Source organism: Xanthobacter sp. (genome assembly GCF_041911315.1).
Taxonomy (GTDB): domain Bacteria; phylum Pseudomonadota; class Alphaproteobacteria; order Rhizobiales; family Xanthobacteraceae; genus Xanthobacter; species Xanthobacter aminoxidans.
Map to the genome: position 1 here is coordinate 86,534 of NZ_JAYRPE010000053.1, position 24,587 is coordinate 111,120.

At 68.7% G+C, this 24,587-nt stretch carries 20 protein-coding genes; 10 read left to right on the top strand and 10 right to left on the bottom strand.

Annotation, left to right across the window (positions count from 1 at the left end; all coding sequences use genetic code 11):
* Positions 1-25: 25 nt before the first annotated feature.
* Positions 26-1,552 (bottom strand): IMP dehydrogenase, encoded by a 1,527-nt coding sequence (gene guaB, locus ACE3QW_RS15425; RefSeq protein WP_024277836.1) that lies wholly within the window; start codon positions 1,550-1,552, stop codon positions 26-28.
* 219 nt (positions 1,553-1,771) lie between these two features.
* Positions 1,772-2,233, bottom strand: coding sequence for a L,D-transpeptidase (locus ACE3QW_RS15430; RefSeq protein WP_374252315.1), 462 nt, complete (start codon positions 2,231-2,233; stop codon positions 1,772-1,774).
* A 251-nt stretch (positions 2,234-2,484) separates the two neighbouring features.
* Here ACE3QW_RS15430 and ACE3QW_RS15435 point away from each other — a divergent pair, with 251 nt between their 5' ends.
* The 4 genes from ACE3QW_RS15435 to ACE3QW_RS15450 all read left to right on the top strand — a co-directional run bounded on the left by ACE3QW_RS15435 (position 2,485) and on the right by ACE3QW_RS15450 (position 6,048).
* Positions 2,485-3,051, top strand: coding sequence for an NnrU family protein (locus tag ACE3QW_RS15435; protein ID WP_374252317.1), 567 nt, complete (start codon positions 2,485-2,487; stop codon positions 3,049-3,051).
* Between the two features lie 114 nt (positions 3,052-3,165).
* Positions 3,166-4,008, top strand: coding sequence for a 3-methyl-2-oxobutanoate hydroxymethyltransferase (panB, locus tag ACE3QW_RS15440; protein WP_024277833.1), 843 nt, complete (start codon positions 3,166-3,168; stop codon positions 4,006-4,008).
* Positions 4,008-4,856 (top strand): penicillin-binding transpeptidase domain-containing protein, encoded by an 849-nt coding sequence (locus ACE3QW_RS15445; RefSeq protein ID WP_374252320.1) that lies wholly within the window; start codon positions 4,008-4,010, stop codon positions 4,854-4,856. Before panB ends, ACE3QW_RS15445 begins: the two co-directional genes overlap by 1 nt.
* A 46-nt stretch (positions 4,857-4,902) precedes the next feature.
* Positions 4,903-6,048: a benzoate/H(+) symporter BenE family transporter gene (locus ACE3QW_RS15450; RefSeq protein ID WP_374252321.1), complete on the top strand. Its 1,146-nt coding sequence runs from the start codon at positions 4,903-4,905 to the stop codon at positions 6,046-6,048.
* A gap of 94 nt (positions 6,049-6,142) precedes the next feature.
* On the opposite strand, the gene ACE3QW_RS15455 is transcribed toward ACE3QW_RS15450, so the two are convergent.
* The 7 genes from ACE3QW_RS15455 to ACE3QW_RS15485 form a co-directional block, all read right to left on the bottom strand.
* A complete protein-coding gene (locus ACE3QW_RS15455) occupies positions 6,143-7,126 on the bottom strand; it encodes a branched-chain amino acid ABC transporter permease (RefSeq protein ID WP_374252323.1) in 984 nt (327 codons plus the stop codon).
* A 10-nt stretch (positions 7,127-7,136) separates the two neighbouring features.
* Entirely contained in the window at positions 7,137-8,018 is an 882-nt protein-coding gene (locus ACE3QW_RS15460) for a branched-chain amino acid ABC transporter permease (protein ID WP_029555168.1), read from the bottom strand.
* 123 nt (positions 8,019-8,141) lie between these two features.
* Complete coding sequence (locus tag ACE3QW_RS15465; RefSeq protein ID WP_024277828.1) at positions 8,142-9,350, bottom strand: ABC transporter substrate-binding protein; 1,209 nt, start codon at positions 9,348-9,350, stop codon at positions 8,142-8,144.
* Between the two features lie 54 nt (positions 9,351-9,404).
* A complete protein-coding gene (locus ACE3QW_RS15470) occupies positions 9,405-10,118 on the bottom strand; it encodes an ABC transporter ATP-binding protein (RefSeq protein WP_024277827.1) in 714 nt (237 codons plus the stop codon).
* Between the two features lies 1 nt (position 10,119).
* Positions 10,120-10,890: an ABC transporter ATP-binding protein gene (locus ACE3QW_RS15475; RefSeq protein WP_024277826.1), complete on the bottom strand. Its 771-nt coding sequence runs from the start codon at positions 10,888-10,890 to the stop codon at positions 10,120-10,122.
* 257 nt (positions 10,891-11,147) lie between these two features.
* Positions 11,148-11,681 (bottom strand): hypothetical protein, encoded by a 534-nt coding sequence (locus tag ACE3QW_RS15480; protein WP_374252327.1) that lies wholly within the window; start codon positions 11,679-11,681, stop codon positions 11,148-11,150.
* A gap of 80 nt (positions 11,682-11,761) precedes the next feature.
* On the bottom strand, positions 11,762-12,310 hold the full coding sequence (locus ACE3QW_RS15485; protein WP_374252375.1) for a peroxidase-related enzyme: 549 nt from the start codon (positions 12,308-12,310) through the stop codon (positions 11,762-11,764).
* A gap of 296 nt (positions 12,311-12,606) precedes the next feature.
* Here ACE3QW_RS15485 and ACE3QW_RS15490 point away from each other — a divergent pair, with 296 nt between their 5' ends.
* Entirely contained in the window at positions 12,607-17,433 is a 4,827-nt protein-coding gene (locus ACE3QW_RS15490) for an NAD-glutamate dehydrogenase (RefSeq protein WP_374252329.1), read from the top strand.
* A gap of 15 nt (positions 17,434-17,448) precedes the next feature.
* Here the strand turns inward: ACE3QW_RS15490 and ACE3QW_RS15495 are convergent, their stop codons facing one another.
* Complete coding sequence (locus ACE3QW_RS15495) at positions 17,449-19,308, bottom strand: AI-2E family transporter (protein ID WP_374252331.1); 1,860 nt, start codon at positions 19,306-19,308, stop codon at positions 17,449-17,451.
* A gap of 151 nt (positions 19,309-19,459) precedes the next feature.
* Between ACE3QW_RS15495 and ACE3QW_RS15500 the strand changes: the two genes are divergently transcribed.
* The 5 genes from ACE3QW_RS15500 to ACE3QW_RS15520 all read left to right on the top strand — a co-directional run bounded on the left by ACE3QW_RS15500 (position 19,460) and on the right by ACE3QW_RS15520 (position 24,519).
* A complete protein-coding gene (locus tag ACE3QW_RS15500; protein WP_250168152.1) occupies positions 19,460-19,762 on the top strand; it encodes a hypothetical protein in 303 nt (100 codons plus the stop codon).
* Between the two features lie 43 nt (positions 19,763-19,805).
* Positions 19,806-21,269: an MFS transporter gene (locus ACE3QW_RS15505; RefSeq protein ID WP_374252333.1), complete on the top strand. Its 1,464-nt coding sequence runs from the start codon at positions 19,806-19,808 to the stop codon at positions 21,267-21,269.
* Positions 21,270-21,274: 5 nt separating this feature from the next.
* Entirely contained in the window at positions 21,275-21,661 is a 387-nt protein-coding gene (locus ACE3QW_RS15510) for a cupin domain-containing protein (RefSeq protein ID WP_051678732.1), read from the top strand.
* A gap of 76 nt (positions 21,662-21,737) precedes the next feature.
* Positions 21,738-21,971: a hypothetical protein gene (locus ACE3QW_RS15515; RefSeq protein WP_374252335.1), complete on the top strand. Its 234-nt coding sequence runs from the start codon at positions 21,738-21,740 to the stop codon at positions 21,969-21,971.
* A gap of 55 nt (positions 21,972-22,026) precedes the next feature.
* Positions 22,027-24,519 (top strand): ATP-dependent helicase, encoded by a 2,493-nt coding sequence (locus ACE3QW_RS15520; RefSeq protein WP_374252337.1) that lies wholly within the window; start codon positions 22,027-22,029, stop codon positions 24,517-24,519.
* The last annotated feature ends 68 nt before the right edge of the window (positions 24,520-24,587 follow it).

Here is a 24,587-nt window from a genome sequence, read left to right on the forward strand (position 1 = left end):
GCGCCGGTGCGAGTCCCAGGCCGCTTCAGACGCTGGTCGGGTAGTTCGGGCTCTCGCGGGTGATCGTCACGTCATGGACGTGGCTCTCGCGCAGGCCGGCCGAGGAGATGCGCACGAAGCGGGCGCGCTCGCGGAACTCCTTCAGGTTGCTGCCGCCCACATAGCCCATGGCCGCCCGCAGGCCGCCGGCGAGCTGGTGGAGCACCGCGCCCACCGGCCCCTTGTAGGCCACCTGGCCCTCGATGCCTTCCGGCACCAGCTTCAGGGTGTCGCGCACCTCGGCCTGGAAGTAGCGGTCGGCCGAGCCACGGGCCATGGCGCCCACCGAGCCCATGCCGCGGTACGACTTGTACGAGCGCCCCTGGAACAGGAACACCTCGCCCGGGCTCTCATCGGTGCCGGCGAGCAACGAGCCCACCATGGCGGCGGACGCACCGGCCGCCAGCGCCTTGGCGAGATCGCCGGAAAACTTGATGCCGCCGTCCGCCACGACAGGCGTTCCGGTGGCTAGGGCCGCCTCGACTGCGTCCATCACGGCGGTGAGCTGGGGTACGCCGACGCCGGCGACGATGCGGGTGGTGCAGATGGAGCCGGGGCCGATGCCCACCTTCACCGCATCCGCGCCGGCATCGATCAGCGCCTTGGCGCCGTCCGAGGTGGCGATGTTGCCGGCGAGGATCTGGGTGCGGTTGGAGAGCTTCTTGATGCGGGAAACCTGGTCCAGCACCTTGCGCGAATGGCCGTGAGCGGTGTCCACCACCACGAGGTCCACCCCGGCGTCGATGAGGCGCTCGGTGCGCTCGAAGCCGTCCTCGCCGACCGTAGTGGCGGCGGCAACGCGCAGGCGGCCCTGTTCGTCCTTGGCGGCGCTGGGGTAAGCGACCGCCTTCTCGATGTCCTTCACCGTGATGAGGCCGACGCAGCGGTCGTCCGCGTCCACCACCAGCAGCTTCTCGATGCGGTACTGGTGCAGCAGGCGCTTAGCCTCGTCCTGGTTCACCTGCCCCTCGCGGACAGTGACCAGCCGGTCCTTGGTCATCAGCTCGGCGACGCGCTGGGCGGGATCGCGGGCGAAGCGCACGTCGCGGTTGGTCAGGATGCCGACGAGGCGGCCGGCGATGCCGCCGGTGCCCCGCTCCACCACCGGAATGCCGGAGATGGAATAGCGCTTCATCAGATCGAGTGCGTCGGAGAGCGTCTGGTCGGGGTGGATGGTGACGGGGTTCACCACCATGCCCGATTCGTACTTCTTCACCTGCCGCACATGCTCGGCCTGCATCTCGGGCGAGAGATTGCGGTGGATGACGCCAATACCGCCGGCCTGCGCCATGGCGATGGCGAGCCGCGATTCGGTCACCGTGTCCATGGCCGCGGAAATGATCGGCATGTTGAGGCTGATGGTCTTGGTGAGCTGGGTGGTGATCTCCACCTGACCGGGCATCACCTCGGAGGCGCCGGGCGTCAGCAGCACATCGTCGAACGTCAGCGCCTCGCGGAAGCGCGAGCGGCTGTCGATTGCGGACGAATGCGCGGTCCCATTGGGGGTCGTCATGGCCAACTCCTGGTGGCGGCGCGGAACGCGACCGCTGGATCGGGGCCGGAACGAGGGACTGAGCCTGGACCCAGCCGTGGGCTGGCCGAGGGGCTTAAGAACCTCGCTACGAGTTGGCAGTGGCCGATACCATGGGTGCGCGACGAATAGAAGACCTGTTGCGAGGGATTCGCCGCAGGGCACGCATGCGCCGGACGAGGAGCCGGAAAAGCGGCGGTCTCAGCGGGTGACGAGAATCAGCGTGTTTCCCGCCCCGTAGGTCTGCACCAGGGAATAGAGCGTCGCGGCATTCGACGGGTGCAGCCGCACGCAGCCGTGGGACGCCGGCGCGCCGAGGCGGCTCACCTCGTAGCTGCCGTGGATGGCATAGCCCCCGTTGAAGAAGATCGAGTAGGGCATGGGCGAGTTGTAATATTTGCGCGAGAAATAGCTGCGGTACATGCGCTGGGGCCGGTAGGCGCCGGTGGGCGTGACATAGCCGCGGCGGGCGGTGGAGACCGGCCAGGAATATTGCGGCATGCCGTTCACGCTCACGGTCATGGTCTGCCGCGAGAGGTCGATCCGCGCCACCACGGCCGCGGTGCCGGCGGAGGCCGGCGCGGCACAGGCCAGCACCCATATGAGCGAGACCGCGAGGAGAAGCGACGCCAGCCATCTGCCGGAGGCCGGCGACAGGCGCATCGCGGGCAGACGCCTTGCCTCGGCCCGGCCGGTACGCGGCCGCACAACCAACGGTAGATTCATGCCCGTTACCCTCCCGTCAGCCATAGTGCCACGCTTGCAACCGCGCGCAAGGTGTTGCTGCCGCAGGGACATCTGGCCGATGCCGGCGGCCGGGCGTCGGTGCCCCGTTTCCATCCGGCTCCAGCCCCACTAAGGTCCGCCCGTCGGCGGCGGATGTTTCGGGTCCGCGCCTGAAGGAGACCTGCCCCATGGTGATGATGCTGCTCGGCCTCGTGGTCTTCCTCGGCATCCATCTGGTGACGACTGTCCGGGGTCTGCGCGCCGGCCTCATCGCCCAATTGGCGGAAGGCCCCTACAAGGGCTTCTATTCCCTGCTGGCGGCGTCCGGCCTCCTGCTCACGGCCTATGGCTATGCGCTGTGGCGTGCCTCCGGCCCCATGCAGGTGTGGAACCCGCCGGTGGGGATGCGGCACCTCACGCTGCTTCTGATGCTGTTCGCCGCCATTTCCATCGTCGCCGCCTATGTGCCGAGCCATGTGAAGGCCTGGCTCAAGCACCCCATGCTGGTGGGCGTGAAGACGTGGGCAGTGGCGCATCTGCTCGCCAATGGCGACATCGCCTCCATCGTGCTGTTCGGCGCGGTGCTGGCCTGGGCGGTGTTCGACCGCATCTCGCTGAAGCGGCGCGACCTGCCCGTGCCGGTGGCGCCGAAGAACTGGGCCGGCGACGCGCTGGTGGTGGGCGGGGGGCTGGTGCTCTATCTCGCCCTCGCCTACCTATTCCATCCCTACGTCGTCGGCGTGCCGGTGATGTAGAAGCGGCCAACGCCGCAGGGGAACAAGAACAACGCACAGGTGAGGACGGCTCCCGCCGGAGCCGCGAACGACCCCGGCCGCAGCCAAGACGGCGGCCAAGCCAAGAGGAACGCCATGTCCATTCAGGCCGACGCCCGCCGCGTCACCGCGCCCGAGATCCAGGCCCGCAAGGGGGGAGAGCCCATCGTGTCGCTCACCTCCTACCACGCGCACACGGCGCGCCTGCTCGACCGCCACGTGGACCTGATCCTCGTCGGCGACAGCCTCGGCATGGTGATGCACGGGCTGGAGACCACCGTCCCCGTCACCGTGGAGATGATGATCGTGCACGGCCGCGCGGTGGTGCGCGGCACGCAGCGCGCGCTCATCGTGGTGGACCTGCCCTTCGGCAGCTACGAGGCGAGCCCCACCGAAGCCTTCCACACCGCCGCCCGCGTGCTCAAGGAGACCGGCGCAGGCGCGGTGAAGCTCGAAGGCGGGCGCCGCATGGCCGAGACCGTGCGCTTCCTGGTGGATCGCGGCGTGCCGGTGATGGGCCATGTGGGCCTCACCCCGCAGGCCATCAACACGCTCGGCTCGTTCAAGGCGCGCGGCCGCGACGATGCCGAGGCCTCCATCATCCTCGACGACGCCCGCGCCATCGCCGAGGCCGGTGCCTTCTCCATCGTGCTGGAGGCCATCGCCGAGCCGCTCGCCCGCCGCATCACCGAGGAAGTCCCCTGCCCCACCATCGGCATCGGCGGCTCGCCGGCCTGCGACGGGCAGATCCTGGTGCTGGAAGACATGCTGGGCCTCGGCGACCGGGTTCCGAAGTTCGTGAAGAAGTACGCGAACCTCGGCCCGGCCATCGAGACGGCGGTGGCGACCTATGCCGAGGAAGTGCGCGCCCGCACCTTCCCGGCCAAGGAGCACACCTACGCGCCCCGCCTGGTGGACAAGCCGGCCAAGGCCTCCTGATGGGGCGGATGCGCTCCGGGGCGGCAACGCCCCTCGCCCGCCTCGCATTCACCCTGTCCCTCGTTTTGGCCCCGGCGCTCCTCGGGATGCGCTCGGCGGCCGCGGCCGAGGACTGCCTGCTCGTCACCGATCTCGACAGCGGCCGGGTGCTGGCGAAGCAGGGGCTGTGCGCCGCGCGGCATCCGCCCAACTCCACCTTCAAGGTGGTGCTGGCGCTGATGGGCTACGACGCCGGCATCCTCAAAAGCGACAGCAAGCCGGTCTACGAGCCCCCGCCCGGTGCCGACCTCGAGCGGGAGGTGACGCGCGGCCCCCAGACGCCCCGCTCCTGGATGAAGAACTCGGTGGTCTGGTATTCCGAGGTGCTGGCCGCCGAGCTTGGCGGCGAGCGGATGGCCCACTATCTCAAGGCCTTCACCTACGGCAACGAGAACATGGGCGGAGTGAAGGGTGAGGCGGAACCTGGCAAACGCTACTGGATCTCCTCCTCCCTCGTCATCTCCCCGCGCGAGCAGATCGACTTCCTGCGCCGCATGCTGAAGGGCCAGCTGCCGGTTTCGGCCGACGCCGTCGAAGAGACCATCCGCATCATGGCCATCGATGAGCAGCCCGCCGGCTGGCTCACCTTCGGCAAGACCGGCTCCGGCTTCGGGCGCTTCCCGGACGGACGCATCGACCGGTCGCGCCCGTTCGGCTGGTTCGTGGGCTTCGCGAGGAAGGACGGCCACACCGCCGTGTTCGTGCGCTACACCTCCCTCGACATGGCCTCCCCCGAATCCCTCGGACTGGTGGCACGGCGGCAGACGCTGGCGGCGCTCGTCCCGGTCCTGTCGGCTCAGGCCCCCTGAGCCTGCCGGCGGAGGCCTTCCGATAGATATCCGCGAGGAGTTGAGCGTGCCGGTCTCCGCCATCGTGTCGGCTTTCGTCGCCGCCCTCGTGGGCTTCGGCGGAACCCTCGCCCTCATTCTCTCCGCCGCCGCGGCAGTGGGCGCGAGCCCGGCGCAGGCGTCGTCCTGGGTGGCGGCGCTCTGCCTCGCGATCGCGGGATCGAGCGCAATCCTCTCCATCCGCCACCGCCTGCCCATCATCACCGCCTGGTCCACCCCGGGCGCGGCCCTGCTGGCCGCATTCGGGGCGGGGATCGGCATGGAACGGGCGGTGGGCGCGTTCCTGGTGGCCGGGCTCCTCATGGTGGCTTGCGCCGCGGTGAAGCCGCTCGGCACGCTGGTGGCCCGCATTCCCGTGGCGGTGGCGGCAGCGATGCTGGCGGGCGTGCTGGTGCGCTTCGTCACGGCGCTGGCCGAACATGCGGTGAAGAGCCCGCTGCTGGTGCTGCCGGTGGTGGCCGCCTTCTTCCTCACCCGCCGGCTGGCGCCGAGCTGGTCCGTGCCGGCCGCGCTCGTCGCCGGCATCGGCGCGGCCCTCGGGCTGGGCGTGGTGGGACCGATGCCCGCGCCGGAGCTGTCGGCGCTGGTGTGGGTGACGCCGGAATTCGACGGCGGCGTGCTCCTCAGCATCGCATTGCCGCTGTTCCTCGTGACCATGGCGTCGCAGAACCTGCCCGGCTTCGCCGTGCTCACCGCCAGCGGCTACGTGCCGCCCGTGCGCTCCATCCTCGCCACCACCGGCATTGCTTCGGTGCTCACCGCGCCGTTCGGCGCCCATGCCTCGAATCTTGCCGCCATCACCGCCGCCTTGTGCACGGGGCCGGACTGCGACCCGGACCCGCGGGCGCGATGGAAGGCGGGGCCGGTCTATGCCCTGTTCTATCTGCTGCTGGCCGCGGCGGGGGCCTCCCTCGTCGCGGTGTTCGCGGCGTTGCCGCCGGCGCTGGTCGCGACCATCGCGGGGCTGGCGCTGATCGCCCCCCTCACGGGTTCGCTCACCGCGGCGCTCAACGTGGACAAGGACCGCACCGCCGCCATCGTGACCTTCGCCACCACGGCGTCGGGAATCAGTGCCCTCGGCCTCGGCGCCCCGGTGTGGGGGCTGGCCGCCGGCCTCGCCGTGTTCGCCATGGATACCGTGCGCCGCCGCTGACGGGAACGCGCCCTGAAATGAAAAACCCCGCGAGCGACGGGCGCCCGCGGGGTGGGAGGATGTCGGGCCGGCCCCAGGGCCGGCGACTGACGGCCTAGCTGTTGGCCTTGCGGGCCTTCATCTGCTGCCAGATCGCGATGACCTCGCCGACGAAGCCGCGGCGGAACAGCGAGACGGCGAGCACGAAGATGACGCCCTGGATCACCAGCACCCACTCGCCGAGACCGGCGAGATAGTTCTGCATGGTCACGATCACCGCCGCGCCAACCACCGGGCCGAGCACGGTGCCCATGCCGCCCACCAGCGTCATCAGCACCACTTCACCCGACATCTGCCAGGCGACGTCGGTGAGTGAGGCGAGCTGGAACACCAGCACCTTGGTGGAGCCGGCGAGACCCGCCAGCGCCGCCGAGAGCACGAAGGCGAGCAGCTTGTACTGGTTGGCCCGGTAGCCGAGCGAGATGGCGCGCGGCTCGTTCTCGCGGATCGCCTTCAGCACCTGCCCGAAGGGCGAATGGATGGTGCGGTAGATGACGAAGAAGCCGAACAGGAAGATCGCCAGCACGAAGTAGTAGAGGTGGATGTCCTGGCTGATGTCGATGACGCCGAACAGCGGCCGGCGCGGCACCGCCTGAAGGCCATCCTCGCCGCCGGTGAACTTCGCCTGCAGGCAGAAGAAGAAGAACATCTGCGCCAGAGCCAGCGTGACCATGGCGAAATAGATGCCCTGCCGGCGGATGGACAGCAGCCCCGCGAGGAAGCCCAGCACCACCGAGAAGGCGACACCGGAGAGAATGGCAAGCTCGGGGGTGAAGCCCAGCACCTTGGTGGTGTGGGCGCAGATATAGGCCGACCCGCCGAAGAACATGGCGTGGCCGAACGACAGGAGGCCCGTGTAGCCCAGCAGCAGGTTGAAGGCGCACGCGAACAGCGCGAAGCACATCACCTTCATCAGGAACACGGGATAGACGCCGAAGGGCGCCACCAGCAGCACCGCCACCGCGGCGACGGCGAACAGGAGCATGACGTTGGAGCCGGCGCCGGAGGTGGCGGGGGCGGGATGGGTTGCGGAGCTCATGTAGCAGCCCTCACTTGGCCGTGCCGAACAGGCCGGCGGGCTTCACCATGAGCACGATGGCCATGATGACGAAGATCACGGTGGACGATGCCTCGGGATAGAAGACCTTGGTCAGGCCCTCCACGACGCCGAGGCCGAAGCCGGTGACGATGGCGCCCATGATCGAGCCCATGCCGCCGATCACCACCACCGCGAACACCACGATGATGAGGTTCGAGCCCATGGTGGGGCTCACCTGATAGGCCGGGGCGGCGAGCACGCCGGCGAGCGCCGCAAGGCCCACGCCGAAGCCGTAGGTGAGCGTGATCATGCGCGGCACGTCGATGCCGAAGGCCTGCACCAGGTCCGGCCGCTCGGTGGCGGCGCGCAGGTAGGAGCCGAGCTTGGTGCGCTCGATCACGAACCAGGTGGCGAGGCAGACGACCAGCGAGGCCACCACCACGAAGGCGCGGTAGTTGGGCAGGAACATGAAGCCGAGATTGGTGCCACCCGGCAGCGGATTGTTGTACGGCAGGCCCGAGGAGCCGTACTGCCGCCGGAACAGGCCCTCGAGGATGAGAGCGAGGCCGAAGGTCAGCAGCAGGCCGTAGAGATGATCGAGATGGTACAGCCGTTTGAGCAGCGTCCTCTCGATGACCATGCCGATGATCGCCACGATGATGGGCGAGAGCACGAGCGCCCCCCAGAAGGGGATGCCGGCATAGTTCAGCAGCATCCACGCCCCGAACGCGCCCATCATGTACTGCGCGCCGTGGGTGAAGTTGATGACGTTCAAAAGGCCGAAAATCACCGCGAGCCCGAGGCTCAGCATGGCGTAGAACGCGCCGTTAATTAGACCCAGGAGCAATTGCCCGAACAGGGCCTGGGGGGGAATGCCGATGAGCTCGAACATCGAAGACCCGTCTCGTCAGGAGGAAACGGCGGAAACCGCAAGCGACAACCGGAACTGGGGGTACCGGACACGGAGGAGAAGGATCGGGCGGGCCCTGAGGACCCGCCCGATCCGGATTCTGGATCAGCCCTTCTTGACGAGCGGGCAGTCGCTCTCGGAGAGCGGACGGAACGCCTCGTTGGCGGGGATGGTCGCCTTCAGGGTGTAGTAGTCCCACGGCCCCTTGGATTCGGAGGGCTTCTTCACCTCATAGAGATACATGGGATGAATGGTGCGGCCGTCGACGCGCACCTCGCCCTTGCCGAACAGCGGGTCGTCGGTGGGGATTTCCTTCATCTTGGCCACAACGGCGGCGCCGTCCTTGGCAGACTTCAGGGCCTCGACCGCCTTCAGATAGTGCAGCGTGCCGGCGTAGACGCCCGCCTGCACCATGGTCGGACGCTTGCCGCCGTTGGCCGCGGCGAAGGCGTCCGCGAACTTGCGGTTGGCGTCGGTCTGGTCCCAGTACCAGGCTTCGGTCAGGGTCAGGCCCTGGGCGGTCTTCAGCCCCAGCGAATGCACGTCGGTGAGGAAGATGAGGAGGCCGGCGAGCTTCTGGCCGCCCTCGACGATGCCGTATTCCGCCGACTGCTTGATGGAGTTGATGGTGTCGCCGCCGGCATTGGCGAGGCCGATGACCTTGGCCTTGGACGACTGCGCCTGCAGCAGGAAGGAGGAGAAGTCGGCGTTGTTGAGCGGCACCTTCACGGAGCCAACCACCTTGCCGCCATTCTCCGCCACCACCTTCGAGGTGTCGCGCTCCAGCGCATGGCCGAAGGCGTAGTCGGCGGTCAGGAAGAACCAGGTGTCGCCGCCGGTCTTCACGATCGCCTTGCCGGTGCCGTTGGCCAGCGCCCAAGTGTCGTAGGTCCAGTGCACGGTGTTGGGCGTGCAGGCCTTGCCGGTGAGGTCCGAAGTGGCCGCGCCGGAATTGATGAAGACCTTGTTCTTTTCCTTGGTCACGCCGCTGACCGCCAGCGCGACGCCGGAATTCGGCACGTCCAGGATCACGTCCACGCCGTCCACGTCGTACCACTGGCGGGCGATGGAGGTGCCGACGTCGGCCTTGTTCTGGTGATCGGCGAAGATCACGTCCACCTTGAGGCCCTTGGCGGCGGCGCCAAAGTCCTCGACCGCCTTCTTGGCGGCCCACACGGAGCCCTGGCCGCCGAGATCGGCGTAGAGGCCCGACTGGTCATTGAGAACGCCGATTTTGACGGGAACCTGGGCCTTGGCGGCGCCAGCGGCAACGACGACGCTGGCGGCGGCCAGCAATACGGCTGCAAGACGCATGATGTGTCCTCCCTCCGGCTGGAACCGGATTTTCTCGCTGTCGGAAACCCGGCGTCAGACGCCGAGAAAGGCTTCGAGACGAGCCGCGTTTTCCGCGATCTTGTCGTTTTCCACCATGTCCACCACACGGCCATGCTCCACCACGTAGTGGCGATCGGCGACAGTGGAGGCGAAGTGGAAATTCTGCTCCACGAGCAGCACCGTGAACCCCTTCTTCTTGAGGTCCCGGATGATCTGGCCGATGTGCTGCACGATCACCGGCGCAAGGCCCTCGGAGGGCTCGTCCAGCAGCAGGAGCTTTGCCCCCGTGCGCAGGATGCGGGCGATGGCCAGCATCTGCTGCTCGCCGCCCGACAGCTTGGTGCCCTGGCTGTTGCGGCGCTCTTCGAGCCGCGGGAACAGCTCGTGCACCTCGTCCACGGTCAGGCCGCCGGGCAGCACCACGGGCGGCAGCAGCAGGTTCTCGCGCACGGAGAGCGAGGAGAAGATGCCCCGCTCTTCCGGGCAGATGGCGATGCCGAGCCGGGCGATCTTGTTGGGCGCCAATCCAACCGTTTCAGTGCCCTGATAGCGGATGGAACCGGCGCGCTTGCGCAGCAGGCCCATGATGGCCCGCATGGTGGTGGTCTTGCCGGCGCCGTTGCGGCCGAGCAGCGTCACCACCTCGCCCGGATGGACGTCGAAGGTCATGCCGTGCAGCACATGGCTCTCGCCATAGTGGCCGTGCAGGTCCTTCACCTCGAGGAGGGGCGTTCCGTTCGCGGCCATCTCAATGCGCTCCACCGGTGCCCATATAGGCCTCGATCACCTGCGGGTTCTTCGACACTTCGGCATAGGGGCCTTCGGTGAGGATCTCGCCGCGCGCCAGCACGGTGATCCGGTCCGAGAGATTGGCCACAACCGAAAGATTGTGCTCCACCATGAGGATGGTGCGATTGTCCGAGACGCGCTTGATGAGGTCCGCCGTGCGGGCGATGTCCTCGCGGCCCATGCCCGAGGTGGGCTCGTCCAGCAGCAGCATTTCCGGCTCGAGCGCCAGCGTGGTGGCGATCTCCAGCGCGCGCTTGCGGCCGTAGGGCAGCTCCACCGCGAGGTGCTTCGCGTACTGGGTCAGGTCCACGTCGGCGATCAGTTCCATGGCGCGGTCGTTGAGCGCTTCGAGGCTCTTCTCCGACTGCCAGAAGTGGAACGAGTTGCCGATGGGCCGCTGCAGCGCGATCCGCACGTTCTCCAGCACCGTGAGGTACGGGAACGTGGCGGAGATCTGGAACGAACGGACCATGCCCATCCGCGCAACATCCGCTGGCGGCGTGCGCGTAATATCGCGGCCGTTCAACTTGATGGTGCCGCGCGTCGGCTCCAGAAACTTGGTAATCAGGTTGAAGCACGTGGTCTTACCGGCACCGTTCGGCCCGATCAGGGCGTGAATGGTGTGGCGGCGGATCCTGAGGTCAACGTTCTTGACCGCAGCGAACCCCTTGAATTCCTTCGTAAGACCTGAAGCTTCAACGATGTAGGGCACGTCTGAGACGCTGTCCATGATCGTAAGGCGCCCTCGCTGTTCCCCGGCCGCACATCGCAAGCGACGCGCTCCAGCCGATCTCCGCAACATTCGGCACCTTGGCTGGTGCGCTTGATCTTGGGGCGCAAGCTATCATGCTCCGCCGCGGCTGCGTCAATAGACCGACGCGCCGACGAATGTCTAGCTCGATCTTACCACTATTGTCTGAGAGACGCTGCGGCAGGAGGTAATCAATAGCCATACCCGCCGTGGTTGAGCCGAAGTTGTTTTTGCTCTCAAGGTCCAACGGGATCGATGACCATGCCGAGACCGGAGCCTGCGGCATCGGTCACGACCAGCACCGCCTCGCCGGCCGGCAAACGAAAGCGCAGGCTCTTGCGCACGCCCGGGCAGGCATGCACGCCGGTGAAGGCGAGCGGCGCCAGCGGCCTGCCGTCCGTGAACACGTCGAGCCACGCGCCGTCCGACACTGTGATCTGATAGTCCCCACCGGGCGGGGGCACTGCGATGCGGGCGAATCCGGCCCGTGATTCCCGCCCCTGCCGGGTCGGCGGGAACGGCAGGGCGGCGGAAGCGCGATCCGACAAGGCGAGCGTCACGGCGCCCTCCAGCGGTAAGGACAGGCGTCCGCCGACCTCCACCGTGCGAGCCGGCGCCGCAAGGCGGGTACGAGCTGATGCGAGTGGCCATGCCGCCTTGCCGCAATCCTCACCGTCCGGCTCCGCCGCCGCGACCGCCGGAACGGCCGCGACTGCGGCGCAGACGAGGGCTGGTATCACAAGCATCAACAGACGGCGTGCCAGAGCCATGCCGCGCCTCAGGATCCGAAAAAGCTATATCTATATAAATATACCTTTCCGGACCGGCAGGCGAGCCCTTCGGCCGGGCCTCACCCCTTCAGCGTGCGCGCCTGGACGTGATATTCCTCGTTCGGGCGCATGTCCGTGGCCGAGGCGATGCGGTTGGACATGTTGAAGAAGCCGACCACGGCGCCGATGTCCCAGATGTCGCGTTCGGAAAAGCCGACCTTGCGCAGCGCCTCCCGGTCTTCTTCCTCCACTTCGTGGGGTCGCTCGGTGAGCTTGGCGGCGAAGTCGAGCATGGCCCGGCGGCGCGGGTCGAGCCGGGCGGCGCGATAGTTCATCACCATCTGCTCGCCGAGGATGGGATCGCCGGAAAGCTGGCGCACTGCGGCCCCGTGCGCGGTGAGGCAGTAATAGCAGCGGTTGATGCTGGAAACGACCACCGCGATCATCTCCCGCTCCAGCTTCGAGAGGCCGGAGGGTGCGAGCATCAGATCATTGTACATGCCGGCGAAGGCGTTCAGCTTCGCCATGTCGAGCGTATAGGCCTGGAGGACGTTCGGCACGAAGCCGATCTTCTCCACACACTTGTCGAAATAAGCCTTGTTCGACGCATCGAGTTCGGCGGGCGGAATCGCGAGGGCGACAGCGGGAAGATCGTCGCGCCGGCGGGCAGGCTCAGCGGTCGGAACCGCCGTCTTCGGTGCAGAAGTTTTGGCCGAAGACTTTCGGCCGGACGGCGCCGCCTGAGTTTCGGGCCTGCCTTTATTTGCGGCAGTCACGCTTTTGGCCTTTTCCACGCCCCCTACTGCCTTCACTTTCGATGCCATTGGGTCGCCTCGTCATTCCAGCGTCGCCGCTCCGGGCCACAACGTCATGCTCGCCGTAAGCGGGGGACCCGCAGCCGGCGGCCACACAGTGAGGAAAGGCCATGAACGTCATGGGATTTCAAGCCGGCGCGCACGGACTCCACGACGAGACGGCTCTGGCCGCGGTGAAAGCGCTCGTCGAACGCGAGGCGCCTCATCTGCCGGCCGGCTTCGCCGACATCTTCCTCGCCGCCGTGGCGCCGGAGGATCTGGCGCCTCTCCCGGCGGCCTGCGTCGTCCTGCTGCTGCGCGAAGCCTGGGCCCATGTGGCCGGCCGCCCCAAGGGGCAGCCGAGCGTGCGCGTCTTCAATCCCGATCTGCCGGGGGCGGCCATCACCGTCATCGAGGCGGTGAACGACGACATGGCCTTCCTGTTCGACTCGGTCGCCGGCGAGCTGGCCGACCGCGGGCTGGTGGTGAAGCTCGCCGCCCACCCCATCCTGCATGTGGAGCGGGACGGCGACGGCACGGTGCGCGGCCTGGAACCCCCCGGCCCCCGGGGCCTGTCGGAGGAGAACCGCGAAAGCCTCATCCACATCCACGTCGCCGCCATCGACGAGACCGCGGCGGCGGAGCTGAAGGCGGGACTGGACCGAACCCTCGCCGACGTGCGCGCCGCCAATCTCGATTTCTCCGCCATGCGCAAGCAGGTGAAGAGCCTTTCGAAGGGCTACCGGCGCGAGAAGCGGCCCTATGGCGACGACGCCCGCGAGGAAGCCGCCGACGTGCTCGAATGGCTGACCGAGGACAATTTCATCTTCCTCGGCCTGCGCCACTACGAGCTGAGCGAGGATGGCCTGAAGGCGGAGGCCAACAGCGGCCTCGGCATCCTGCGCAATCCCGACGTCCACGAACTGCGCCTCGGCGATGCGCCGGTGGTGACGACGCCGGAAATCCGCGCCTTCCTGGAAGGCCCCACCCCGCTCCTCTTCACCAAGGCCAGCCTGCGCTCACGGGTGCACCGGCGGGATGTGATGGACTATGTGGGCATCAAGGCCCACGACGAGAAAGGCCGGCTCATCGGCGAAGTGCGCCTCATCGGCCTGTTCGCCTCCACGGCCTACACCCACTCCCTGCGCGAGATTCCCTATCTGCGCCTCAAGGCGGATTCGGTCATCCGCGGCGCCGGGCTGGAGCCGGACAGCCATTCCGCCCGCGCGCTCTCCACCGTGCTGGAGACCTATCCGCGCGACGACCTGTTCCAGATCGACGTGCCGACGCTGCTCGGCCACGCCCGCGAGATCCTCTCGCTCTATGACCGGCCGCGCCTGAAGGTGCTGGCGCGGGCCGACCGGTTCGACCGCTTCGTCTCCGTGCTCACCTTCCTGCCGCGCGAGCGGTTCGATGCGCAGGTGCGCGACCGGGTGGGCGCCATCCTCGAAAAGTCCTACGGCGGAACGGTCACGTCCTTCGAGCAGGCGTTCGTCGCCGGCCTGCCGCTCACGCGCGTGCATTACGACATCGGCCGCACCGAGGGGCGCATCCCGGAGGTGGACAAGGGGGAGCTGGAACGGGCGGTGGCGGACGCCATCCTCACCTGGCGCGACCGCCTTTCGGCCGCCGTGTCGGCGCTGCCCGGCATGACCAGCACCGACGCGGTTCGCCTCGCCCGCCGCTACGTGGAGGCGTTCGATCCCGGCTACCGCGCGGCCTACGGCGTGCCCACGGCGCTCGCCGACATCGAGCTGCTGGAGCGCCTCTCCGAGGAGCGGCCTGTCGCCCTCGATTTCTACCGCCGGGAAGGCGACGACGACCGGCGCATCGCGCTGCGCCTCCTCTCCTACGGTGCGCCCCTGCCGCTGGCGGCGCGGGTGCCCATGCTGGAGAACATGGGCCTCAAGGCCATCAACGAACGCACCTTCCGCATCGAGCCTGCCGGCGGCCCCAAGAGCTGGGTCCACGACATGTCGCTGGAGCGGGCGGATGGCGGCACCATCTCGGTGGAGGGCTCGGCCGTCCGCCTTGAGGATTGCCTCAACGCCGTGCTGCGCGGCGCGGCGGAGAATGACGGCTACAACGCCCTCGTGCTCGATGCCGCCCTCGACTTCCGGGAGGCGGCGCTGGTGCGCGCGCTCGGCCGCTATCTCAGGCAGGCGGGCATCCCCTTCTCGCAGGACTATATCTGGCAGACGCTGAACCGCCACGGCGGCCTCGCCCGCGCCATCGTCGGCCTGTTCCACGCCCGCTTCGATCCGGCGCAGGATACTTCCGCCGAGGCGCGCGCCTCTCGGGAGGCGCCGCTGCGCGAAGCCATCGACGCAGCCCTCGCCGAGGTGTCCAGCCTCGACGAAGACCGCATCCTGCGCCGCTTCGTGAACCTCGTGGATGCGGCGCTGCGCACCACCTACTACCAGAAGGACGCGCAGGGCCGCCTGCGCGAGCCCATCGCCATCAAGTTCGAGAGCGCGAGGGTGGAGGGCCTGCCCCTGCCCCGCCCGCTCTACGAGGTGTTCGTCTATTCGCCGCGCGTGGAGGGCGTGCACCTGCGCTTCGGCAAGGTGGCGCGCGGCGGCCTGCGCTGGTCGGACCGGCCGCAGGATTTCCGCACCGAGATCCTCGGCCTCGTGAAGGCGCAACAGGTGAAGAATGCGGTCATCGTGCCGGTGGGCGCCAAGGGCGGCTTCGTGCCGAAGCGCCTGCCCGTGGGCGGCGCGCGCGAGGCGGTGTTCGCCGAGGGCACGGCGGCCTATGAGGTGTTCGTCTCCTCGCTCCTCGATCTCACCGACAATCTGAAGGGCGGCGCCGTGGTGCCCCCGGCGGACACGGTGCGCCTCGACGGGGATGACCCCTATCTGGTGGTGGCCGCCGACAAGGGCACGGCGACCTTCTCCGACACGGCCAACGCCATCTCCGCGCGGCATGGCTTCTGGCTGGACGACGCGTTCGCGTCTGGCGGCTCGGTGGGCTACGACCACAAGGCCATGGGCATCACCGCCCGCGGCGCCTGGGAGGCGGTGAAGCGCCATTTCCGGGAAAGGGACATCGACATCCAGACGACGCCCGTCACCGTGGCCGGTGTGGGCGACATGTCGGGCGACGTGTTCGGCAACGGCATGCTGCTGTCGTCGGCGCTGAAGCTGGTGGCGGCCTTCGACCACCGCCACATCTTCCTCGATCCCGAACCGGACCCGGCCTCCTCCTTCGCCGAGCGGCGGCGCCTGTTCGATCTGCCCCGCTCCTCCTGGGCCGACTACGACGCCGGCCTGATCTCGAAGGGCGGCGGCATCTTCCCGCGCAGCGCCAAGAGCATCGACCTCTCGGAGGAAGTCCGCGCGCTGCTGCGCTTCCCCAAGGCCAGCGCCACGCCGGCGGAGCTGATCAACGCCATCCTGAAGGCGCCGGTGGACCTCCTGTTCTTCGGCGGCATCGGCACCTATGTGCGCGCCTCCGCCGAGACCGACGCCCAGGCCGGCGACCGCGCCAATGACGCGGTGCGCATCGCCGCCGCCGATCTCAACGCGAAGGTCATCGGCGAAGGCGCCAACCTCGGCATGACCCAGCGCGGGCGCATCGAGGCGGCGCGCAAGGGCGTGCGACTGAACACCGACGCCATCGACAATTCCGCCGGCGTGAACACCTCCGACGTGGAGGTGAACATCAAGATTGCCCTCGCCAAGCCCCTGGAGATGGGCGACCTCAGCGTGCCGGACCGGGCGGCGCTCCTGAAGCAGATGACGGACGAGGTGGCGCGCCTCGTCCTCGTCAACAACTATGACCAGACCCTCGCTTTGTCCCTCGCCGAGCTAAAGGGGGCGGACGACCTCGCCTTCCAGCAGCGCCTGATGCAGATGCTGGAAGCGCGGGGCGAACTGGACCGCGCGGTGGAGTTCCTGCCGTCCGATGCCGAGATCGCCGACCGCCGTTCGCGCGGGGAGCATCTCACCCGGCCCGAACTGGCGGTGCTGCTCGCCTATGCCAAGCTCGCCCTCAAGGACGACCTCGTCGGCTCCAGCGTGCCGGACGACGCCTATCTCTCCGGCGAGCTGGTGCACTACTTCCCGCACGAATTGCAGGACCGCTATCCCCACGCCATCGAGACCCACCGCCTCCACCGGGAGATCATCGCGACGGGCCTCGCGAACGCCATCGTCAACCAGGGCGGCCCCTCCGCCATGGCCCGCATCTCCGACCAGACGGGCGGGGACGCCGCCTCCATCGCCCGCGCCTTCGCGGCGGTGCGCGACAGCTATCACCTGCCAGAACTGACCGCCGCCATCGACGCGCTGGACAACAAGGTGGACGGGCACGTCCAGCTCCAGCTCTATGCGGCGGTGCAGGACCTGATGGTGGGACGCACCATCTGGTTCCTCGGCAACGTCTCGTTCGCGGACGGCATCGCCGGCGTGGTCGAGCGCTACCGCAGCGGGGTCGCGGCGGTCGCCGCCGCGCTCGACGAGAGCCTGCCCGAGGCCTGGCGCAAGGACCGCGCCGGGCGCGTGGCCGATCTCGTCGCCCAAAGGGTGCCGGAGGAGCTGGCCCGCCGCATCGCCTCCATGCCGGCGCTGGCGGCGGCCTCCGACATCGCGCTCATCGCCGAGACCACCGGCAAGGCCATCCCCAGCGCGGCCAGCACCTTCTTCGCCGCAGGCCGCTACTTCGCCATCGACGACCTGCTCACCCAGGCGCGCAGCATCATGGCGCCGGACTATTACGACCGGCTGGCGCTGGACCGCTCGCTGGCGCAGCTCGAGACCTTCCTCCGCCGCATCACCGAGGCGATGCTGGCGGAGGGCATCTCCGGCGAAGCCGCGGTAGACGCCTATGTGGCCCGCCGCCGCGAGGAGGTGGAGCGCATGCGCCGCACGGTGCGCGACATCGCCCAGTCCGGCCTCAGCCTCTCCAAGCTGACGCTGGCCGCGAGCCTGCTGGGCGATCTGGTGAAGGCCTGAAGGGGGCGCTCCCCTTCAGGCCGCTCCCGCCCGCGCCGGGACCAGTGCGGGAGCGGAAGGCCCCGACGCGGGCGCGTCCACCTGCGCCGCCTCCACCGCGCCCCTCACGGTGGACACTGCCGCCGCCTCGCCCTGAAGGACGGGCGGCGGCCCCTCGGCCATGAAATCGGCCACCACCACGCGCCGGCCGGAGCGGTCGCGGGTGAGGCTGCGGATGGTGTAGCGGCGGTGCGCGGGCGTCGCGGGGGAGAGATAGGCGAGGACGACCATCCCGGCCTGTCCCGCCGCCAGCCGCCGGGCGCTGCCGGGTGCGGTCGCCTCGGCCGCGACGCCATCGGCCGTCAGCCGGTAGACCAGAAGCTGCGCCGCCGCTTCATCAAGGACCGAGCGGGCGGGAAGCACCAGCACGGAGGGGCCTTCCGGCCGCGGACGGGCATCGTCGGCTCCTTCCCCTTCAGCCGCGACCTTCTCCTCGGGTGCCGGCAGATGCTCGAGCAGATCGGCGAGGGTGTCGCGGATGCGGGCCTGACGCTCGGCATCGAGAGCGCCGCGCGCCGCATCGCGCTGGGCCAGCTTCAGCGCCGGCAGCACCACGCCGTCGCAATAGGCGTCGAGATCGGTCTGGCGCAGGACATCCTCGGCGGATGCGGCGGCCTCTACGGGGTCGCCGGCCAGCAGGCGCTGGTAGAGAAGTTCGCTGTCCGAAAGCGGCGGCCGATCACCCAGGGCAACGTCCAGGAATTCGAGGCTCTCCACATGACGCCCGAGCACCACCAGGCACAGGGTGAGCGGCGTTGAGAGCAGGAGCCCGATGGGCCCCCAAAGCCAGGTCCAGAAGGTGGCCGCAGCGATCACCGCCACCGGCGACAGGCCCGTGGAGCGGCCATAGAGCAGCGGCTCGATGACGTGCCCCACCAGCGGCTCCACCACGATGAACAGCACGGCGGCCGACAGAACCATGGTCCAGCCGGGGTCCACCGCCAGCGCGAAGCCGATGGGCAATGCAGCGGCCACCGCCGCACCCACATAGGGCACGAAGCGCAGCACCGCGGCGGCGATACCGAACAGGAGCGGGCTCGGCACGCCGATGAGCCACAGGCCGAGGCCGATCACCGTGCCGAACGCCGCATTCAGCGCCACCTGGGTGAGGAAGAAACGGGACAGCCGTCGCCCCGCATCATCCAGCGCCGCCGTGGTCCGCTGGATGTCGTGGGCGCCGGCGAGGCGCACGAAGCGGTTTCTGAGGTCCTCGCGCTGGAGCAGGATGAACAGCACGAAGATGAAGATGATGCCGAGCGTCGCGAGCGGATGCAGCAGCGGCGCCATCACGGCGGAGAGGGTGCCGAGCGTGCCGGGCGGCGGCTCGCGGATTTCGACCGGCAGCGGCCGCCCGCCGGCCGCGAAGGGCCCGCCTTCCTCGCTCACGGCTTTGGCCGGGTCCGGCGCCTCAAGTTCCCGGCCGAGGTCCTGGATCATGTCCATGGTCCGCTCGAAGGTGCCGGAACCGCCGGTCGCCTCCTTCACGGAGCGGATCTTCTCGCTGAGGTTCAGCCGGTATTTCGGCAGCTCGGCCACGAGATCGGAGGTCTGGAGCGCGATCACGGAGCCCAGCGCCAGCAGGCCGACGAAGGTGGCGATCACCACCACCACCGCCGCGGCCGTCCGCGGCACCTTCACCCGCCGCAGCACCAGGATCACCGGCGCCAGCACGAAGGACAAGAGGATGGCCACCGCGATGGGGACGAACACGTCCCGCCCCACATAGAGTACGGTCACGATGGCAATGGCGGTGAAAAAGGCGAGCAGCCGGTCCCGTCCGGGCAGATCGGCGCCTCTGGCCGGGCCGGACAACGACGGGTCCTGTGACTGCAGCATCGCCGCCTCTCCCAATCAGGCGCCCGCGGCGCCGAACACGGCATTAACGCTGCGGCGTGGCAGTTGATCCACAGGAATGCAGAAGGATCGGAACGAGGGGCTGCACCGTGGCGTTCAGGGCACGGATGTCCGCAGGGAGCAGCGAAGCGCCATGTACATCTACAAGGTGGTCTGGCGGGCCTCAGGCGAGGAGGAGCCGCTGCACGTGCGTGACAAGCGCCCACCCAAGGCCATCGCCCGCGATCTCGTCAAGGACGGCTACCTCGTGACCGAGGCGGTCGTCGTGCGCGCCGCCTCCTCCGCCTTCAAGGACGAGGACGGCCATGCGGTGCAGGAAGAGTTCTTCTCCGCCGCGCCCGTGGGCGCCGCCGTGCTGGTCGCATCCGCGATCGCCGCGCTGGTGGAACACGTGGTGCCGGCTGGGGCCGAGCCCATGCCCGACTTTCCCGCCTGAGGTTTCGCGACGGAGACGGTTTCCCTCGGGCGCGGCGACTGCCATGGTGGTCCATCGATCGCCAGCCATTGCGGATTTGCCCTTGCCCTCCTCCCGGCCTGCCTCCCGTCTCCCGCGCCGGGCCGTGGTCGGCTGGATCCTGTTCGATCCCGCCTGCCAGCCCTATTTCACCCTCATCACCACCTTCATCTTCGCGCCCTACTTCGCCTCCGCCGTGGCCCCGACACCGGCCGAAGGGCAGAGCCTGTGGGGTTTTGCCACCGGGGCGGCGGGGCTCATCATCGCCATCTGTTCCCCCATCCTCGGCGCAGTGGCCGACGCCTCCGGCCGGCGCAAGCCGTGGATCGCGGTGTTCGGCCTGATGCTGATGACGGGATCGGCGCTGCTGTGGTTCGCGGTGCCGGGCGACACGGCGCGCATCCCGCTGGTGCTCGCGGCCTTCGCCATCGGTACCATCGGCGTCGAGTTCGCCACCGTCTTCAACAACGCCATCATGCCGGACCTCGTGCCGCCGGAGCGGCTGGGCCGGCTCTCCGGCACCGGCTGGGCGGCGGGCTATTTCGGGGGGCTGGTGTCGCTGGCGCTGATGCTCGGCTTCTTCTCCACCGCGCCGGACACCGGCCTCACCCTCATCGGCCTGCCGCCGGCACTCGGGCTCGACGCGGCGACCCGCGAGGGCGACCGCTTCTCGGGGCCGCTCACGGCCGTGTGGTTCGCGGTGCTGGTGCTGCCCATGTTCCTGTTCGTGCCCGACCGCAAGAAGGGCCTGCCGCTGCGCGAGGCGGTGCGCAAGGGCCTCACGGAAATCCGCGGGCTGGTGCCGAAGCTGAGGACGCGCCCGGCGCTCGCCCGCTTCCTCCTCGCCAACATGATCTATGCCGACGGGCTCGTCGCCCTGTTCGCCTTCGGCGGCATTTATGCCGCCGGCACCTTCGGCTGGGGCTCCATCGAGATCGGCATCTTCGGCATCCTGCTCACCCTCACCGGCACGGCCGGGGCGCTGGCGGGGGGCTGGCTGGACGATGCCTTCGGCCCGCGCCTCGTCATCCTCGGCGCGCTCCTCGGGCTGCTGTTCGCCTGCATCGGGCTGCTGTCGGTGGACCGGACATCCATCCTGTTCGGCCTTGTGCCCACGGCGCCGGGAACCGGCCTCTACGGCACGGTGCCGGAGAAGGTCTATGTGGGCCTCGGGCTCCTCATCGGCGCCGTCGCCGGCCCGCTCCAGGCGGCCTCGCGCACCCTTCTGGTGCGCCTCGCCCCGCCGGAAAACATCGGCGAGTGCTTCGGCCTGTTCGCGCTCTCCGGCAAGATCACCTCATTTGCCGCGCCGACCTCGGTGGCGATCGTCACCGCCCTGACGCAGAGCCAGCGCGCAGGGGTGGCGGTGCTGGTCGCCTTCTTCGGGATGGGCGTTGTGCTGATTGCAGGGTTGCGCACGCCCTTGCGGCAGGACGGCGGACGGGCGAAGGATGGGCCACACACAGCGAGCCAGACGCGCCGGGAGTGACCCCCATGACCATCCGCTCCATCCGCTTCGATCCTTCCCCGCCGCTGAATCCCGATGCCGCCACGACCGTGCATGAGTGGTATCAGGATCGCACCGGCGCCTTTTCGGCGGGGTTCTGGGCCTCGGCACCGTCGGAGATCGAGGTGAGCTATGACGAGGACGAGTTCTGCGTCCTCGTGGAAGGTACCGTCGAGCTGACAGACGCTTCGGGCCATACGGAGACCTTCCATGCCGGCCAGTCCTTCGTCATCCCCTCGGGTTTCAAGGGGGTGTGGAAGAGCGTGACCGCGGTCCGCAAGTTTTACGTCGTGCATCTGCCCGTGGCGCCGGCCGCCGACCCCAAGGCGGCCCCCACCCTGCCGGATGCGGCCGCCGACCTCGCGGGAACCTGAACACCGCGCGGGGAACCCCGGTCCACGTGGGCCGGTTGACCTTCCGAAATGTCCGTCTCGGAAGGAGGCTCCAACCATGTCGATCCGGCTGCAACTCGCCGCCATGCTGTTCATGATGATCCAGGCGGTCACGTTCTTCGCCGGCCTGCTGGCGCTGCTGCTGTCCCCACTGGCGCGCGAGGCCATGGGCCTGATGCCCTTCGTGGTGCTCGGCTCGTCGATCATCTCCGCGCCGCTGTCCTGGTGGCTTGCGCCGCGGCTTCGGGCGCGCACCTGGCGGCGCGAAGGCACCGCCGAACTGCTCCGGTAAAGGCTCGCCTGCGGCCAAGCTCGCAATCCGGCGCGCGCGATGCCATTTTGTTCCCTTGAGCGAATCACGCGCACCGAGACCTTTTGCATTGAGACCGCCTGAATCCCCGCGCCGTCCGGGCCACGAGCCCGGTGGAGTGCCAGAGCTTCCCGGCCTGAAGCCCGGCGGCATCGCCGCGCGTGCGCGCGCCGCCATCGCCCCCGCCGGGCCGCAGGCGTCCTATCTCGCCGGCCTCAATCCCGAGCAGCGTGAGGCGGTGGAAACGCTGGACGGCCCGCTGCTGGTGCTCGCCGGCGCAGGCACGGGCAAGACACGCGTGCTCACCGCCCGCGTCGCCCATATCCTCGCCTCCGGTCGCGCCTTCCCCTCGCAGATCCTCGTGGTGACCTTCACCAACAAGGCGGCGCGGGAGATGAAGGACCGCATCCACGGCATGGTCGGCGACCAGATCGAGGGGATGCCCTGGCTCGGCACCTTCCATTCCATCGGTGTGCGCATCCTCCGGCGCCACCACGAGCTTGTGGGGCTGAAGAGCGGCTTCACCATCCTCGACACCGACGACCAGATCCGCCTGCTCAAGCAGCTCCTCGCCGCCGAGAACATCGACGAAAAGCGTTGGCCGGCGCGGCTGCTCGCTTCCACCATCGACGGCTGGAAGAACCGTGGCCTGTCCCCGAAGGACGTGCCCCCCGGAGAGGGCGCGGTCTTCGCCAACGGCAAGGGCGGCATGCTCTATGCTGCCTATCAGGACCGGCTGAAGGCGCTCAACGCGGTGGATTTCGGCGACCTTCTACTGGAAGGCATCCGCCTGTTCCGGGAGAACCCGGACGTGCTGGCCGAATACCACCGCCGGTTCAAATACCTGCTGGTGGACGAGTATCAGGACACCAACGTCGCCCAGTATCTCTGGCTGCGCCTGCTCGCGCAGGGCTCGAAGAATGTCTGCTGCGTCGGCGACGACGACCAGTCCATCTACGGCTGGCGCGGCGCCGAGGTGGACAACATCCTCCGGTTCGAGAGCGATTTTCCCGGCGCCAAGGTCATCCGGCTGGAGCGCAACTATCGCTCCACCGGGCACATCCTCGCCTCCGCCGCCCATCTCATCGCCCATAATGAGGGGCGGCTGGGCAAGACCCTGTTCTCCGAGGGCGACGAGGGCGAGCGCGTCTCCGTCACCGGGGCGTGGGATTCCGGCGAGGAGGCCCGCGCCGTCGGCGAGGAGATCGAGGCGCTGCAACGCGCCGGGCATCGCCTGTCGGAGATCGCCATCCTGGTCCGCGCCTCCTTCCAGATGCGCGAGTTCGAAGACCGCTTCGTCACGCTCGGCATGCCCTATCGCGTCATCGGCGGCCCGCGCTTCTATGAACGGGCGGAAATCCGCGATGCGCTGGCCTATCTGCGCTGCGTGAACTCCACCGCCGACGATCTCGCCTTCGAGCGCATCGTCAACGTGCCCAAGCGCGGCATCGGCGATGCCACGGTGAAGCAGATCCATGATGTCGCCCGCGCCGCCGGCGTGCCGCTGCAGGAAGCCGCGCGCGTGCTGACCGAGAGCGAGGAGCTGAAGCCAAAGGTGCGCGGCACCCTGCGTGGGCTCATCCAGGCGTTCGAGCGCTGGCGCGAGCAGGCGCGCGTCATGTCCCACACCGAGATCGCCGAGATTGTCCTCGACGAGAGCGGCTATACCGAGATGTGGCAGAAGGACCGCTCCGCCGAGGCCGCCGGGCGGCTGGAAAACCTCAAGGAACTCGTGCGCTCCATGGAGCCGTTCGAGAACCTCTCCGGCTTCCTCGAACACATCTCCCTGGTGATGGACGTGGACAACGGCGCCGGCGAGGACGCGGTGCAGGTTATGACGCTGCATTCCGCCAAGGGGCTGGAATTCGACACCGTCTTCCTGCCCGGCTGGGAAGAAGGCCTGTTCCCCCACCAGCGCGCGTTGGACGATCAGGGCAAGGCCGGTCTCGAGGAGGAGCGCCGGCTCGCCTACGTGGGCATCACCCGCGCCCGCGCCTCGGCCCGCATCTGGTTCGCCTCCAACCGGCGCATTCACGGCATGTGGAATTCCACCGTGCCCTCCCGCTTCCTCGACGAACTGCCCGACGCCCATGTGCAGGTGGAGGAAAGCCGCGGCGGCATGGGGTGGGGCGGCTCTTCCTACGGCGGGGGCGGCAGCTATGGCCAGAGCCGGTTCGACCGGGCCGAGCCCTTCGCCGCCTCCTCCTATTCCACGCCCGGCTGGCAGCGGGCCCAGACCCAGCGTGGCCGCACGGACAGCGGCGGGAGCGGCGGCGGACGGGGTGGCTTCTCCGAGCGCGGCGGGCGCTACGATGCCGGTGCTTCGGCGCGGCGCGGACCGATGGTGATCGAGGGCACGCTGGTGGCCTCGTCTTCCGCCCCCTCCTCCGCCTTCAAGCGGGGCGAGCGGGTGTTCCACATCAAGTTCGGATATGGCGAAATCACGGGCATCGACGGCAACAAGCTGACCGTGCAGTTCGACAAGGCGGGCGAGAAACGGGTGGTGGATACCTTCGTCGAAAAGGCCTGACGCAATATTTGCGGGCGACGAGAGGTGGCGTGTCGGTCCGTCGGGGCGGCCCCTCATCTTCGCCCTGA